This window comes from Bradyrhizobium sp. 142, assembly GCF_023074015.1.
In the GTDB taxonomy this organism is placed as follows: Bacteria; Pseudomonadota; Alphaproteobacteria; order Rhizobiales; family Xanthobacteraceae; genus Bradyrhizobium.
In genome coordinates, this window is sequence record NZ_JADPKQ010000173.1 from 14,396 (window position 1) to 28,609 (window position 14,214).

Genomic DNA, 14,214 nt, shown 5'->3' on the forward strand with positions numbered 1-14,214 from the left:
AAAAAGGAGGACGAGATGTCTGACGTGACCATCATCTATTGCCGGCCCTGCGGCTACGAGAAGCGTGCCAAAGACGCGGCGGCGGCGCTCCGCCGGCACTTGGCGCTGGAGCCGGAGCTCGTGCCGGGCAAGGGAGGCATATTCCAGGTCAAGCTCGGCGACCGGATTGTCGCGAGCCGCAGTAAAGGGCATTTTCCCGGCACCGACGAAATCGTCGCCGCCGTCACTGCTGCGTGGCACTGAGCTGGGAGGGCTCCGTCGATGTCGATTGTCTGGGCCGACGATCTTGCTTGTATCGACTGGCACGAGCTGTCCGCGCTCTACCGCATCGCTCCACTCGGCAACAAGGCGCCAGCCGATCTCGCGCTGGTGTTCGGCAACAGCATGTTTCGCGCCTTCGCCTATGACGAAGGCCGCCTCGTCGGTGCCGGGCGCGTGCTGGCCGACGGCCGCGACTGTGCCTACCTCTGTGACGTCGCCGTGCACCCGGATTGTCAAGGACAAGGTCTCGGCCGCGAAATCATCGAGCGCTTGCTGGTGCGCTGCCGCACCCATCGCAAGATCATCCTCTATGCCGTGCCGGGCAAGGAGGGTTTTTACGAACGCCTGGGCTTTCGGCGAATGACCACGGCCATGGCGATATTCGAGGACCAGGCCAGTGCCTATGGCCGCGGCTATCTGGCCGCACCGTGAGGCCACTCCGGGCGCCGCGACCCTGCGGCGCATCCGAAAATCCGTGCACAACACCGGATCGCCTCCTCTTTCAACAGGCGGGCGCGGTCCATAGATTGATATCGGCTTAAAATCCGACGGAACATTGTGCGGCCGAAATCATCAAAACTTCACGGCCTCTGCGCAGGATTGCCACGGAGATTCGCGTCAGCCTTGCCGTCGAAAGCGCAAAACCGTGCATCCTGAGCCCGCAAACCTGCCTAAAATATTGAAGGCACGTGATTTTGTTCGTATTGGCGAATTCCACTCCGCCCGAAAACACGCTAGTGGAGGGGTGGGGGGCCTGCGCGACGCCGGAGCCGGCAGCAAGGGTTCGTTGAGTGCCTGTGCGTCGTCCGCCAGTTCGCCGGCCACCCTGGCCGCTGAAGCGTTGTTTGAGGTCTAGATGCTGGAAGCCATACGCAGGGCGGTGTCGTTTCTGCGCCAGAAGCAAATCCTGCATAAGCTTGGCGTTGTGATTAGCGTCGCGGTCATCGGCATCGCCTGCTATGTGCTCTATCACATGCTGCGAGGCATCGACTTCAACGAGGTGATCGAAGCGATCAAGAGCACCGAGCCGAGCCAGATTGCGATGGCGGCGCTGTTCGTTGCCGCGGGCTATTTCACCCTGACCTTCTACGACCTGTTCGCCGTGCGCGCGATCGGCCATACCCACGTGCCCTATCGCGTCAACGCGCTCGCCGCCTTCACCAGCTACTCGATTGGCCACAATGTCGGCGCCAGCGTCTTCACCGGCGGAGCGGTGCGCTACCGCATCTATTCGGCCTACGGCCTCAACGCGATCGACGTCGCAAAGATCTGCTTCCTCGCCGGCCTGACATTCTGGCTCGGCAATGCCGCCGTGCTGGGCCTCGGCATCTCCTATCATCCGGAGGCCGCTGCCGCGATCGACCAGATGCCGCCCTGGCTGAACCGGACGCTGGCGATGATGATCCTCGTGGCGCTGATCGGCTATGTTGTCTGGGTCTGGACCCAGCCGCGGGTGGTCGGCCGCGGGCCCTGGACGGTGGTGCTGCCGGGCGGTCCGCTGACGCTGCTCCAGGTCGCCATCGGCATCATCGATCTCGGCTTCTGCGCGCTCGCGATGTACGTGCTGGTCCCGGATGAGCCCAATCTCGGCTTCGTCGTGGTCGCGGTGATCTTCGTCTCGGCGACGCTGCTCGGCTTCGCCAGCCACTCGCCCGGGGGCCTCGGCGTATTCGACGCCGCCATGCTGGTCGGCCTGTGGCAGATGGACCGCGAGGAGCTTTTGGGCGGCATGCTCCTGTTCCGCGTCCTCTATTATCTATCCCCCTTCGTCATATCTGTAATCTTGCTGACGTTTCGCGAAGTTATAATCGGCGCGCGATCCAAGCGTCTGCAACAGGCGGCGCTCAAGCTCGACCCCGGTCCGGCGCGTGAAGCCGCCTATGTGAGAGAGCGCAGCGACAGCGGCGCCTGACCGGCGCAAGCCCCCTAGGAGAAGTCCGCCCCGATGGCGATCGACGCCCCATCTTCTCCCTCTGCCCAGCCCTGGTCCGACCGGCTGCGGCACTCGACCATCATCCTGATCGCCGCGGCGCTGGCGCTGTCGGTGGTGGTCTCGCTCGGCGAATTGTCGGTGATGCGAGGGGCGGCGGTGTTCCTCTGCATCGCGGCGGCGGCGTTGATACCCTGGCGTCTGCACGATACGGCTGCCTCGCGCGACGACACCCGCCGCGTCAATCCGGTCGAGAGCGCGGCGGTGGCCGCAGTCGTCGCCGGCATGCCGGATCCGGCGGTGCTGCTCGACCGCGCCGGCCGCGTCATCCATCTCAATGCCGCCGCCGCCCAGCTGGCGCCGGCGCTGCGCAGGAACGAGCTCGCCCAGTTCGCGCTGCGCTCGCCCGAGATCATCACCGCGCTGCGCGAGGCGATCGCGACCACCGAGCCGCGGCGTGCGACCTATCTCGACCATGTGCCGGTCGATCGCTGGATGGAGCTGATGATCACACCGGTGCCAGTGCCGACCACCTTTGGAGGCGCCGACAAATGCATGCTGATGACCTTCCACGACCAGACGCCGCTGCGCCGGGTCGAGGAAATGCGCGCCGATTTCGTCGCCAATGCCAGCCACGAACTGCGCACGCCGCTGGCCGCGCTGTCCGGCTTCATCGACACGCTCCAGGGCCAGGCCAAGGACGATCCCAAGGCGCGTGAGCGCTTCCTCGGCATCATGCACAACCAGGCCACCCGCATGGCGCGCCTGATCGACGACCTCTTGTCGTTATCGCGGGTCGAGCTGTCCGCCCATGTCCGGCCTGATACCCTGGTCGACCTGCTGCCGATCATTCTCCAGGTCGCCGACGGACTCGAACCCCTGGCGCGGGAGCGCCAGGTCGATGTCGAGACCCATTTGCCGGAGGCGCCGGTGATGATCGCGGGCGACCGGGAGGAGCTGCTGCGCCTGTTCGAGAATTTGATCGAGAATGCGCTCAAATACGGCGCCTCGGGCGGTCGCGTCATCGTGTTGCTGACCTCTGCCGACGCCCCTGATGGAACCCAGGAAATCCGGGTCATGGTCCGCGATTTCGGCCCCGGTATCGCGCCCGAGCATCTGCCGCGGTTGACCGAGCGCTTCTACCGGGTCGACGTCGGCGACAGCCGCTCGCAAGGCGGCACCGGGCTCGGATTATCGTTGGTGAAACATATCCTTAACCGCCATCGTGGCCGGCTCCTGATCGAAAGCGTGCCCAAACAGGGCGCCACGTTCAGCGCCTGTTTTCCCCAGACAAGGCCCTCAGCTCTGAGCTGAAATTCAAGCGATTTCAGCTGCTTAGGCCTGTCATCCAACTGTCACGAAAGCTTCGTAAAAGCACAGCCGACCGCTCCTAAAGGGGGCGGCATGGGGAGCGCGATCGGGCGCGTAAGGCGCTTCGCTCCCCTGTATGGAGACCAGCATGAATTTCCTCAAAACCATCGTCGTTGCTGGCTTGGTGGCCGCATCGACGTCGGCCTTCGCGGCCGATATCACGGGCGCCGGTGCGACCTTCCCGTTCCCGATCTATTCCAAGTGGGCTGACGCCTACAAGAAGGAGACCGGCAACGGTCTGAACTACCAGTCGATCGGCTCCGGCGGCGGCATCAAGCAGATCCAGGCCAAGACCGTGACCTTCGGCGCGACCGACGCGCCGCTCAAGGCCGAGCAGCTCGAAAAGGACGGCCTCGTGCAGTGGCCGATGGTGATGGGCGCCATCGTTCCCGTCGTCAACATCGAGGGCGTGAAGTCGGGCGAGCTGGTGTTCGACGGCGAGACGCTTGCCAGCGTCTATCTCGGCAAGATCACCAAGTGGGATGATCCGGCCATCAAGAAGCTCAATCCGAACGTGAAGCTGCCGTCCGAGGCGATCACCGTGGTCCGCCGCTCCGACGGTTCGGGCACGACCTTCAACTTCACCAACTATCTCTCCAAGGTGAGCGCCGACTGGAAGAGCAAGGTCGGTGAGGGCACCGCGGTCGAGTGGCCGGTTGGCGTCGGCGCCAAGGGCAATGAAGGCGTCTCGGGCAATATCGGCCAGACCAAGAACTCGATCGGCTATGTCGAGTACGCCTACGCCAAGCAGAACAAGCTCACCTATACCGGCCTCGTCAACAAGGCCGGCAAGCCGGTGCAGCCGACGGTCGAAGCCTTCCAGGCGGCCGCCGCCAACGCCGACTGGGCCAAGGCTCCGGGCTACTACGTGATCCTGACCGATCAGCCTGGCGAGAAGTCCTGGCCGATCACGGCGGCGACCTTCATCCTCATGCACAAGGATGCGACCGACAAGGCCGCCTCGCAGGAAGCCATCAAGTTCTTCCGCTGGGCCTTCAAGAGCGGCGGCAAGGCGGCCGAGGAGCTCGACTACATCCCGATGCCGGACAGCGTCGTGAAGCTGATCGAGAAGACCTGGGCTGCCGACATCAAGAGCTAAGCTCTTGTTGCCGAGCGCGGTGTGAGCTCAAGGGCTGCACCGCGCACACACGACTTCGGCCCCGGATCAGCGCCGCGCTGCATCCGGGGCACGAGACCGGTGTCACAAGAATCGCAAGAACAAGTATAGTCAGTACAGGGGATCGGCGTGGCAGAGATGGCCGTTCAGAGCGATATCGTCGACGACGCCGGACCGTATGACCGCGCCAAGGCGTTGGGCGCGTTCAAGCTCGGCGATATCACCTTCTACTGGATCACGCGGTTGAGCGCGATATCGGTGCTGCTCATCCTCGGCGGCATCATCATTTCGCTGATCGTCGGCGCCTTCCCGGCGATGAAGGAATTCGGCGCGTCGTTCCTGTGGACGCAGCGCTGGGCGCCGTCGGCCGATCCGCCCGTGCTCGGTGCGCTCGGACCGATCTACGGCACGCTCGTCACCTCCTTCATCGCGATGCTGATCGCCATCCCGGTCGGTCTCGGCATTGCGATCTTTCTGACCGAGCTGTGCCCGCAATGGCTGCGCCGCCCAATCGGCATGGCGGTTGAGCTGCTCGCAGGCATTCCCTCGATCATTTACGGCATGTGGGGCTTCTTCGTGCTGGGCCCGTTCCTGGCCAACACCTTCCAGCCCTTCATGATCAAGATATTCGACGGCGTTCCCGTGCTCGGTGCGGTCTTCGCCGGCCCGCCGTCCTATCTCAGCCTGTTCAATGCGGCACTGATTCTCGCGATCATGGTGCTGCCCTTCATCACCTCGATCTCGGTCGACGTATTCAAGACGGTCCCGCCGGTCCTTAAAGAGGCTGCCTACGGTGTTGGCTGCACCACCTGGGAGGTCGTCCGCAGCGTGGTCATCCCCTATACCCGCGTCGGTGTCATCGGCGGCATCATGCTGGCGCTGGGACGTGCGCTCGGCGAGACCATGGCGGTGACCTTCATCATCGGCAACTCGTTCCGGATCTCCTCGTCGATCTTCGCCCCGGGCACCACCATCTCGGCGGCGATCGCGAGCGAATTCGCCGAGAGCGACGGTCTGCATCAGTCCGGTCTGATCCTGCTCGGCCTCCTCCTGTTCGTGCTGACGTTCTTCGTGCTCGCAGCGGCGCGGCTGATGCTGATGCGGCTGGAAAAGAAGGCGGGGAACTAAGCCATATGAACCCGATCTATTCACGCCGCCGCCGCAAGGACTTCGTCATCCGCGGTCTCTGCATCGCCGCCGCCGCCTTCGGCGTCACCTGGCTCGCCCTGATCCTGATCACGCTGCTCTACAATGGTTTGGCCGGCCTCAACGTCCAGCTCTTCACCGAGAATACGCCGCCGCCTGGCTCGACCGAGGGCGGCCTGCTCAACGCCATCGTCGGCTCGCTGATGATGACCGTGATCGGCGTCGGCATCGGCGCGCCGCTCGGCATGTTCGCCGGCACCTATCTCGCCGAATACGGCCGCAACGACCGGCTGACGTCGGTGATCCGGTTCATCAACGACATCCTGCTCAGCGCGCCCTCGATCATCATCGGGCTGTTCATCTATGGCGCGGTGGTGGTGCCGATGCGCGGCTTCTCGGCGATCGCGGGCGCGCTGGCGCTCGCCGTGATCGTGATTCCGGTGGTGCTGCGCACGACCGAGGATATGCTGCTGCTGGTGCCGAATGCGCTGCGCGAGGCCGCCTCTGCGCTCGGCCTGCCGCGTTCGCTGGTGATCAAGCGCATCGCCTATCGCTCGGCGCGCTCGGGCCTCATCACCGGCGTGCTGCTGGCCACCGCCCGCGTCGCCGGCGAGACCGCGCCTTTGCTGTTCACCGCGCTGTCGAACCAGTTCTTCAGCCTGAGCCTGAACAAGACGATGGCCAACCTGCCGGTCACCATCAACAACTTCGTGCAGAGCCCCTATGCCTACTGGAAGCAGCTGGCCTGGAGTGGGGCGCTGCTCATCACGCTGACCGTTCTTGCCCTGAATATTGGCGCGCGCATCCTTGGCGCCGAGAGGACCGCAAAATGAGTGATCTGTCCGTATCCATGAGCGCGTCCGGCGGCCTGCCCCAGGCGCCGGTGCTGCCCGAGGCGCCCCCCAAGGTGACGGTGCGCAAGCTGAACTTCTATTACGGCGAGCACCATGCGCTGAAGAACATCGACCTGACGCTCGGCACCAACCGCGTTACGGCGTTCATCGGCCCGTCGGGCTGCGGCAAGTCGACCCTGCTGCGCATCTTCAACCGGATGTATGATCTGTATCCCGGCCAGCGCGCCACCGGACAGCTCATGCTCGACCAGACCAACATTCTCGATCCCCGGCTCGACCTCAACCTGCTGCGCGCACGCGTCGGCATGGTGTTCCAGAAGCCGACGCCGTTCCCAATGACGATCTACGAGAACATCGCCTTCGGCATCCGCCTCTATGAGAGGATCTCGAAATCCGAGATGGACGACCGGGTCGAGAAGGCGCTGCGCGGCGGCGCGCTCTGGAACGAGGTCAAGGACAAGCTCAACGCCTCGGGCCTGTCGCTCTCCGGCGGCCAGCAGCAGCGCCTCTGCATCGCCCGCACGGTCGCGGTGCGGCCCGAGGTGATCCTGTTCGACGAGCCCTGCTCGGCGCTGGACCCGATCTCGACCGCCAAGGTCGAGGAGCTGATCCAGGAGCTCTCCGAGAACTACACGATCGCGATCGTCACCCACAACATGCAGCAGGCGGCCCGCGTCTCCGACAAGACCGCCTTCATGTATCTCGGTGAATTGATCGAGTTCGACGACACCAGCAGGATCTTCACGTCACCGAGCGATCGGCGTACGCAGGATTACATCACCGGCCGGTTCGGCTGAGGAGACGGGACATGGTTTCTGAACATACCGCAAAGGCGTTCGACACCGACCTCCAGGAGCTCACCCGGCTGGTCGCCGAGATGGGCGGGATTGCCGAGCGCATGATCGTGGAGTCCGTCGATGCGCTGATCCGGCGCGACGTCGCGCTCGGTCAGCGCGTCGTCACCATCGACGCCGAGCTCGACATCCTCCAGAGGCGCATCGAGGAGCGTGCGGTGCTCACCATCGCTCGCCGCCAGCCGATGGCGGTTGACCTGCGCGAGATCGTCGGCGCCATGCGCGTTGCGACCGATCTCGAGCGCATTGGCGACCTCGCCAAGAACATGGGCAAGCGCGTCGCGGCGCTGGAGACGGACTTCCATCCGCTGAAGCTGTTCCGCGGCCTGGAACACATGACCGACCTCGTGCAGCAGCAGGTCAAATCGGTGCTGGACGCCTATGCCGCGCATGATCTGCCGGCGGCGATGGCGGTGTGGAAGGGCGACGAGGAAGTCGATGCCATCTGCACCTCGCTGTTCCGCGAACTCCTCACCTACATGATGGAAGATCCACGCAACATCTCGTTCTGCATCCACCTGATGTTCTGCGCCAAGAACATCGAGCGCATCGGCGACCACGCCACCAACATTGCCGAGACCGTGTTCTACATGATCGAGGGTCAGGCCATCACCGACAAGCGGCCGAAGGGCGACATGACGACCTTCGCCACCACGGTTCCGAATACCTAAAGACTCAAGGGAGCAACGAGCCCATGGGCGCACGCATTATGGTGGTTGAGGACGAGGAAGCTCTGACAGAGCTTCTCCGCTACAACCTCGAAGGCGACGGCTATGACGTCGAGACGGTGATGCGCGGCGACGACGCCGACACCCGCCTCAAGGAGCATATCCCCGACCTGATCGTGCTCGACTGGATGCTGCCGGGGTTGTCCGGCATCGAGCTGTGCCGGCGGCTTCGCACCCGGCCCGAGACCAAGCAGCTCCCGATCATCATGCTCACCGCCCGCGGCGAGGAGAGCGAGCGGGTGCGGGGATTGGCGACCGGCGCCGACGACTACATCGTCAAGCCGTTCTCGGTGCCGGAGCTCCTGGCGCGGGTGAAGGGCCTGCTCAGGCGCGCAAGCCCGGAGCGGCTTGCCACCGTGCTCGCCTTTGGCGACATCGAACTCGATCGCGACAAACGTCGCGTCGCGCGCTCAGGCCGTCCGATTGATCTTGGTCCGACCGAATATCGTCTGCTGGAGTTCTTCCTGGAGCACCCCGGCCGGGTGTTCTCGCGCGAGCAGCTGCTCGACAGCGTCTGGGGCCGCGACATCTATATCGACGAGCGTACCGTCGACGTGCACATCGGCCGCCTTCGCAAGCTGCTCAATCTCGGCCGCGAGCAGGACCCCATCCGCACCGTCCGCGGCGCCGGTTACGCACTGGACGATCGTTTTGCGAAAGCGGAGCAGGCGTAGGCCTTTGCGAGCTGATTTAGCGAGCTGCCGCTACACTCTCAGCCGTCGTCCCGGACAAGCGTAACGTTTGCAACGCGCAGCGTTGTCCAGAGCGGAGCGCAGATCCCGGACCCATAGCCACAGGGAGTGGTTGTTGCGCAAAAAAGGTAACTCCGAGTCCCCGTAACCACATCTTGCGGTGGCCATGGATCCCGGATCTGCGCGCGCTTGAGGCGCGCTTGTCCGGGAGACACTGAGTGATTTGCGCGGTCATCGTGTGACGGCGCTATCCTTGCAGTCAGCTAATCCGCCAGCTTACCGCGGCCCGGGCTTGGACGGTGCACGCCTGCGGTCCGCCGCCGGCTGGTACGCGACGCGCGAGTGCTGGGCGCAATAGGGCAGGCCGGACAGCGCCCTGCCGCCGCAGAAGAAGAAATCGGGGCTCGAGGGATCGCCGACCGGCCAGTGACAGGTCGCCTCGTTCAATTCCAGCAACGACAGCCGCTGGCTCATCGGCACCACGTTGTCGTAGGTGACCGGATCCGGCTCCACCTCGACCTCGAAGGCCTGCGCCAGCGCCGTATTGCCGCGCGAGATCGGACGGTTCACCCGCATCATGTGCTGCGCCGGGCGCGCCTTGCGCGGCCGGGGAGCAGCGGATGAAGGGCTCTTGGCGCGGCCGGACAGGCCGAGCCGGTGCACCTTTCCGATCACGGCGTTGCGGGTCACATTGCCGAGCTCCGCCGCGATCTGGCTGGCCGAAAGTCCGGCCTCCCAGAGCTTCTTCAGCTGCTCGACGCGATCATCCGACCAGGTCAAAACCGTCATTGCACCCTTTCCCTCGCTGCGCGCCTGCCATACCGGCTCACAGCGAATGCCTAAGCTTTGAAAAACCCGTGCCGCCAGAATCCCTTAAGGCTCGCCGGGCGCACCAGATGCGCCCGAACGTTTACGCCGGTACATGAGGACTTAGAGATCAGAACCGCTGCACGAGATGTCGTATCTGACAAGCCAAACGCTACAATATGGCGTGACTCACGCGCAAGAGTCCGCCGACTCGCTTCCACATGTTCCGTGGCTAAAACTCGCAAAATCGGCACCGCAAGACTACGGATTCAGCGTTTCGCGAGGCTTTCCGGGCGGCATTGACACCGGTTTTACCAAGCATAAGATAGTACTACGTGCCGCCCTTAAAAGGCGGCACGTTTCGTTTTTCGGGCCGGTCAATGGTGCGCTGCGTAAGCGCGTTGAGGCCGGCCTCAACATCCAAGTGACCGTCATGACCAACAGCGCCGCGCCGCATCTGCTTCCCGTTTTCGCCAGGGCCGACCTTGGTTTCGAGCGCGGTGAAGGCTGCTGGCTGATCGCAACCAACGGCGAGCGTTACCTCGATTTCACCTCCGGCGTCGCTGTGAATGCGCTCGGCCATGCCCATCCGGCGCTGGTCAAGGCGTTGCAGGAGCAGGCGACGAAACTCTGGCACATGTCGAACCTGTTCCAGAGCCCCGACGGCGAGCGGCTGGCGGCACGTCTGTGCAATGAGAGCTTCGCGGACTTCGTGTTCTTCTGCAATTCCGGCGCCGAGGCAATGGAATGCGTGATCAAGATCGTGCGCCGCTTTCACGCCGCAAAGGGCCATCCCGACCGCTACCGCATGATCACGTTTGAAGGCGCGTTCCACGGCCGCACGCTTGCGACGCTGGCTGCGACCGGCTCGGCCAAATATCTCGAAGGCTTCGGTCCGCCGATGGAGGGGTTCGACCAGGTGCCGCATGGCGACCTCGATGCCGTCAAGAAGGCGATCGGTCCGCAGACCGCGGGCATCCTGATCGAGCCGATCCAGGGCGAGGGTGGTGTGCGTTCGGCCACGCCGGCGTTTCTCAGGGCGCTGCGCCAGCTTTGCGACGAACGCGGCCTGTTGCTTGCGTTCGACGAGGTGCAGACCGGCATGGGCCGCACCGGCGATCTCTTCGCCCATCGTCGCCTCGGCGTCACGCCCGACGTGATGTCGTTGGCGAAAGCGCTCGGCGGCGGCTTCCCGATCGGCGCGTGCCTGGCGACCGCGGAAGCGGCGTCCGGCATGACCCCGGGCTCGCACGGCTCGACCTTCGGCGGCAATCCACTCGCGGTCTCCGCCGCCAATGCAGTGCTCGACGTCATGCTCAATCCCGGCTTCTTCGATCATGTGCAGAAGATGTCGCTGCTGCTCAAGCAGAAGCTCGCGTCCGTGATCGACCGCCATGGCGACGTCGTCAGCGAAGTCCGCGGCGAGGGCTTGCTGATCGGCATCAAGGCCGTGGTGCCATCCGGCGATCTGGTTGCGGCGCTGCGCGATGAAAAGCTCCTGACCGTCGGCGCCGGCGATAATGTCGTGCGTTTCCTGCCGCCTTTGATCGTTACCGAGGTCGAGATCGAAGACAGCGTTGCCCGGCTCGAACGCGCCTGTGCCGCGATTTCGGCGGGCCAAACCAAGCGGGCGGCAAGCTGATGAGCAAGACGGCCAACAAGACCCCAAAGCACTTCCTCGATATCGACGAGCTGCCGCTATCGGAGCTCAAGAGCATGCTCGCCGCCTCCTCCGCGATGAAGGCGAAGCAGAAGGCGCATCAGCCGGTCAAGCCGCTCGAAGGCAAGACGCTGGCGATGATCTTCGAACGCCCGTCGACGCGGACGCGGGTGTCGTTCGATGTCGCCATGCGCCAGCTCGGCGGCGAGCCCATTATGCTCACGGGTGCCGAGATGCAGCTCGGTCGGGGCGAGACCATCGCCGACACCGCGCGCGTGTTGTCGCGCTATGTCGACGCCATCATGATCCGCATCCTCAACCACGATGCGCTGCTCGAGCTTGCGGCCAACGCGACCGTGCCCGTCATCAACGGCCTGACGCGGCGCTCGCATCCCTGCCAGGTGATGGCCGACCTCATGACATATGAGGAGCATCGCGGCCCGATCGAGGGCAAGACGGTGGCATGGACCGGCGACGACAACAACGTGCTGGCGTCCTGGGCCCATGCCGCCGAGCGTTTCAAGTTCCAGCTCAATGTGGCAACGCCGCCGGAGCTCGCGCCGAAGAAGGCAATGCGTGACTGGATCAAGACGACCGGCGCCCCAATCATGCTCGGTACCGATGCGGAAGCCGCGGTGCGCGGCGCCGATTGCGTCGTCACCGACACCTGGGTGTCGATGGGTGACAAGGAAGGCGAGCACCGTCACAACGTGCTCAAGCCCTATCAGGTCAACGCCAAGCTGATGTCGCTGGCCAAGCCCGATGCGCTGTTCATGCACTGTCTGCCCGCCCATCGCGGCGAGGAGGTCACTGACGAGGTGATCGACGGCCCGCAATCGGTCGTGTTCGACGAGGCCGAAAACCGCCTGCACGCGCAGAAGGGCATCCTGGCCTGGTGCTTCGACGCGGTGAAATAGGTATGCGCTAGCGTTTTTTGCCGGCCATAAACGCCACTCGTCGTCCCGGACAAGCGCGCCAGAAGCGCGCGCCGATCCGGGACCCATACCGCGTGATCTATCTTGTGGCAGACTGGAGAAGGCTGATGTGCTTCGCCAAACCCAAGCCTGTGGCGATGGGTCCCGGATCTGCGCTTGCGCTTGTCCGGGACGACATCGAGTTTGAAATTGCTTCGTAGATCTCAACTCGAATCCGGAACACGCTACTCAACTGCCCCCTTCCAATCCACCTCTTCCGACCCCAGATAGAGCGCCATGGTTTCCCAATCCCCTGACATGAAAACCAGGCCCGAAGGCCCGGTTCGCGCGCCATCGGCGGTTCCGATCGATGACGCCGTGCTGCCCTACGAGATCGACGCACTCGACGTGCGCGGGCGCCTGGTGCGGCTCGGCTCGGCGCTCGATGAGATCCTCACCAAGCACGACTATCCCGCCCCGGTCGGCAAGCTGCTCGGCGAAGCCATCGTGCTGACGACGCTGCTTGGTTCAGCGCTGAAGTTCGAGGGCCGCTTCATCCTGCAGGCCCAGACCGACGGCCCGGTGTCGTTCCTGGTGGTGGATTATAAGGCGCCGGATCATTTGCGCGCCTATGCCCGCTATGACGCCGCGCGCCTTGGCGATGCACGTGACTCCGGCTCGCTGCTCGGGCGCGGCCATCTTGCCATGACCGTCGACCAGGGTCCCGACATGAGCCGCTACCAGGGCCTGGTCGCGCTCGACGGTGGCAGCCTGGAAGACGCCGCCCACGAATATTTTCTGCGTTCCGAGCAGATTCCGACGCGCGTCCGCCTCGCCGTCGGCGAGGAGTGGCGCTCGAACGATGGCGGCAAGCACCGCTGGCGCGCCGGCGGCATGCTGATGCAGTTCCTGCCGAAAGCGCCGGAGCGCGCGCAGCAGGCCGATTTGCATCCCGGCGATGCGCCCGAAGGCGTACAAGTGCACAGCATTGCCGAGGACGATGCCTGGGTCGAGGCACGTGCGCTGATCGACACCGTCGACGATGTCGAACTGATCGATCCCGAGCTCTCGGGCGAGCGGCTGCTCTACCGTCTCTTCCACGAGCGCGGCGTGCGTGTGTTCAATCCGCTGGTCCTGAAGGCGCAATGCTCCTGCTCGCGCGACGCCGTCGCCGCCATGCTGAAGCGCTTTTCGCCGGACGATCGCGCCGCCATGGTCAAGGACGACAAGGTCGTCGTGACCTGCGAGTTCTGCTCGTCGGTCTACGAGTTCACGCCGCACGAGGCAGGCGTGGAGGGCGCGTGAGCGCTGATTGACCATAGGGTGGTTTACGCTTCGCCATCCCACCCATTCATCACCGTCAGCCTGAGGCGCGCGTCCTGCGGCGCACTGCGCCGTAGGACAAGCCTCGAAGGGCGACGGCCCGGCTGCATCTCGGCCGTTCATCCTTCGAGGCTCTCCACGCGACGCTTTGCGTCGCATGGCTCACGCCTCATATCCTATGGGTGGCGGGTGGCCAGGGGAGGTAGGATTAGATTGCAAACCATCCAGCCTCGGAGGACCAAGATGATCAAGCTCGATCGCACTGAGACACCCGCCGCGGCGGAGCATGCCACGGTTTATCTGGCTTTTGAACTGAGCCAAGCGAAATGGAACTCGGCGTATTGCTGCCGGGATCGCAGAAGCTGAGCCGCTATACGATCGGTGGCGGCGACCTGGCCGCCTTGACGGCCCGGCTTGCCGACATGCGCAAGAAGGCGGCCGCAGATGGCCGGCCGGTACGTGCTACGAGGCGGGTCTCGACGGCCACTGGCTGCATCGATGGCTGATGGGACAAAGTGTCATCAACCATGAAATCGATCCCTCCAGCATCGAGGTGA

At 64.2% G+C, this 14,214-nt stretch carries 15 protein-coding genes; 14 read left to right on the forward strand and 1 reads right to left on the reverse strand.

Annotated features, from left to right (window positions below):
* Positions 1 to 15 precede the first annotated feature (15 nt).
* The 10 genes from IVA82_RS16230 (at position 16) to phoB (ending at position 8,935) form a co-directional block, all read left to right on the forward strand.
* Entirely contained in the window at positions 16 to 243 is a 228-nt protein-coding gene (locus IVA82_RS16230; RefSeq protein ID WP_247383176.1) for an Rdx family protein, read from the forward strand.
* 18 nt (positions 244 to 261) lie between these two features.
* Entirely contained in the window at positions 262 to 693 is a 432-nt protein-coding gene (locus IVA82_RS16235; RefSeq protein WP_247383177.1) for a GNAT family N-acetyltransferase, read from the forward strand.
* Between the two features lie 424 nt (positions 694 to 1,117).
* Positions 1,118 to 2,173, forward strand: coding sequence for a lysylphosphatidylglycerol synthase domain-containing protein (locus IVA82_RS16240; RefSeq protein WP_148739316.1), 1,056 nt, complete (start codon positions 1,118 to 1,120; stop codon positions 2,171 to 2,173).
* Positions 2,174 to 2,206: 33 nt separating this feature from the next.
* On the forward strand, positions 2,207 to 3,505 hold the full coding sequence (locus tag IVA82_RS16245) for an ATP-binding protein (protein ID WP_247383178.1): 1,299 nt from the start codon (positions 2,207 to 2,209) through the stop codon (positions 3,503 to 3,505).
* Positions 3,506 to 3,650: 145 nt separating this feature from the next.
* Positions 3,651 to 4,661 carry a phosphate ABC transporter substrate-binding protein PstS gene (pstS, locus tag IVA82_RS16250; RefSeq protein ID WP_247383179.1) on the forward strand — a complete coding sequence of 337 codons (1,011 nt, stop codon included), beginning with the start codon at positions 3,651 to 3,653 and terminating at the stop codon, positions 4,659 to 4,661.
* Between the two features lie 156 nt (positions 4,662 to 4,817).
* The gene (gene pstC / locus IVA82_RS16255) at positions 4,818 to 5,807 is read left to right on the forward strand and encodes a phosphate ABC transporter permease subunit PstC (RefSeq protein ID WP_247383190.1); all 990 of its coding nucleotides are present in this window, start codon (positions 4,818 to 4,820) and stop codon (positions 5,805 to 5,807) included.
* Positions 5,808 to 5,812: 5 nt separating this feature from the next.
* Positions 5,813 to 6,658: a phosphate ABC transporter permease PstA gene (gene pstA, locus IVA82_RS16260; RefSeq protein ID WP_247383180.1), complete on the forward strand. Its 846-nt coding sequence runs from the start codon at positions 5,813 to 5,815 to the stop codon at positions 6,656 to 6,658.
* Positions 6,655 to 7,476 (forward strand): phosphate ABC transporter ATP-binding protein PstB, encoded by an 822-nt coding sequence (pstB, locus tag IVA82_RS16265; protein ID WP_247383181.1) that lies wholly within the window; start codon positions 6,655 to 6,657, stop codon positions 7,474 to 7,476. The genes pstA and pstB overlap by 4 nt, the downstream gene beginning before the upstream one ends.
* A gap of 11 nt (positions 7,477 to 7,487) precedes the next feature.
* On the forward strand, positions 7,488 to 8,204 hold the full coding sequence (gene phoU / locus IVA82_RS16270) for a phosphate signaling complex protein PhoU (RefSeq protein WP_247383182.1): 717 nt from the start codon (positions 7,488 to 7,490) through the stop codon (positions 8,202 to 8,204).
* Between the two features lie 23 nt (positions 8,205 to 8,227).
* Complete coding sequence (phoB, locus tag IVA82_RS16275) at positions 8,228 to 8,935, forward strand: phosphate regulon transcriptional regulator PhoB (protein WP_097661713.1); 708 nt, start codon at positions 8,228 to 8,230, stop codon at positions 8,933 to 8,935.
* A gap of 294 nt (positions 8,936 to 9,229) precedes the next feature.
* Here the strand turns inward: phoB and IVA82_RS16280 are convergent, their stop codons facing one another.
* Complete coding sequence (locus tag IVA82_RS16280; RefSeq protein WP_247383183.1) at positions 9,230 to 9,742, reverse strand: GcrA family cell cycle regulator; 513 nt, start codon at positions 9,740 to 9,742, stop codon at positions 9,230 to 9,232.
* Between the two features lie 451 nt (positions 9,743 to 10,193).
* Between IVA82_RS16280 and IVA82_RS16285 the strand changes: the two genes are divergently transcribed.
* The 4 genes from IVA82_RS16285 to IVA82_RS16300 all read left to right on the forward strand — a co-directional run bounded on the left by IVA82_RS16285 (position 10,194) and on the right by IVA82_RS16300 (position 14,163).
* Positions 10,194 to 11,402: an aspartate aminotransferase family protein gene (locus IVA82_RS16285; protein WP_247383184.1), complete on the forward strand. Its 1,209-nt coding sequence runs from the start codon at positions 10,194 to 10,196 to the stop codon at positions 11,400 to 11,402.
* Positions 11,402 to 12,337 carry an ornithine carbamoyltransferase gene (gene argF / locus IVA82_RS16290; RefSeq protein WP_247383186.1) on the forward strand — a complete coding sequence of 312 codons (936 nt, stop codon included), beginning with the start codon at positions 11,402 to 11,404 and terminating at the stop codon, positions 12,335 to 12,337. Before IVA82_RS16285 ends, argF begins: the two co-directional genes overlap by 1 nt.
* Positions 12,338 to 12,631: 294 nt before the next feature.
* Positions 12,632 to 13,639, forward strand: coding sequence for an Hsp33 family molecular chaperone (locus IVA82_RS16295; RefSeq protein WP_247383188.1), 1,008 nt, complete (start codon positions 12,632 to 12,634; stop codon positions 13,637 to 13,639).
* A gap of 344 nt (positions 13,640 to 13,983) precedes the next feature.
* Entirely contained in the window at positions 13,984 to 14,163 is a 180-nt protein-coding gene (locus IVA82_RS16300) for a hypothetical protein (protein ID WP_247385248.1), read from the forward strand.
* Positions 14,164 to 14,214: the final 51 nt, after the last annotated feature.

Coding starts and splice junctions, on each gene's coding strand:
- IVA82_RS16230 (WP_247383176.1), top strand. CDS start 16: ATGTCTGACGTGACCATCATCTATTGCCGGCCCTGCGGCTACGAGAAG.
- IVA82_RS16235 (WP_247383177.1), top strand. CDS start 262: ATGTCGATTGTCTGGGCCGACGATCTTGCTTGTATCGACTGGCACGAG.
- IVA82_RS16240 (WP_148739316.1), top strand. CDS start 1,118: ATGCTGGAAGCCATACGCAGGGCGGTGTCGTTTCTGCGCCAGAAGCAA.
- IVA82_RS16245 (WP_247383178.1), top strand. CDS start 2,207: ATGGCGATCGACGCCCCATCTTCTCCCTCTGCCCAGCCCTGGTCCGAC.
- pstS (WP_247383179.1), top strand. CDS start 3,651: ATGAATTTCCTCAAAACCATCGTCGTTGCTGGCTTGGTGGCCGCATCG.
- pstC (WP_247383190.1), top strand. CDS start 4,818: ATGGCCGTTCAGAGCGATATCGTCGACGACGCCGGACCGTATGACCGC.
- pstA (WP_247383180.1), top strand. CDS start 5,813: ATGAACCCGATCTATTCACGCCGCCGCCGCAAGGACTTCGTCATCCGC.
- pstB (WP_247383181.1), top strand. CDS start 6,655: ATGAGTGATCTGTCCGTATCCATGAGCGCGTCCGGCGGCCTGCCCCAG.
- phoU (WP_247383182.1), top strand. CDS start 7,488: ATGGTTTCTGAACATACCGCAAAGGCGTTCGACACCGACCTCCAGGAG.
- phoB (WP_097661713.1), top strand. CDS start 8,228: ATGGGCGCACGCATTATGGTGGTTGAGGACGAGGAAGCTCTGACAGAG.
- IVA82_RS16280 (WP_247383183.1), bottom strand. CDS start 9,742: ATGACGGTTTTGACCTGGTCGGATGATCGCGTCGAGCAGCTGAAGAAG.
- IVA82_RS16285 (WP_247383184.1), top strand. CDS start 10,194: ATGACCAACAGCGCCGCGCCGCATCTGCTTCCCGTTTTCGCCAGGGCC.
- argF (WP_247383186.1), top strand. CDS start 11,402: ATGAGCAAGACGGCCAACAAGACCCCAAAGCACTTCCTCGATATCGAC.
- IVA82_RS16295 (WP_247383188.1), top strand. CDS start 12,632: ATGGTTTCCCAATCCCCTGACATGAAAACCAGGCCCGAAGGCCCGGTT.
- IVA82_RS16300 (WP_247385248.1), top strand. CDS start 13,984: ATGGAACTCGGCGTATTGCTGCCGGGATCGCAGAAGCTGAGCCGCTAT.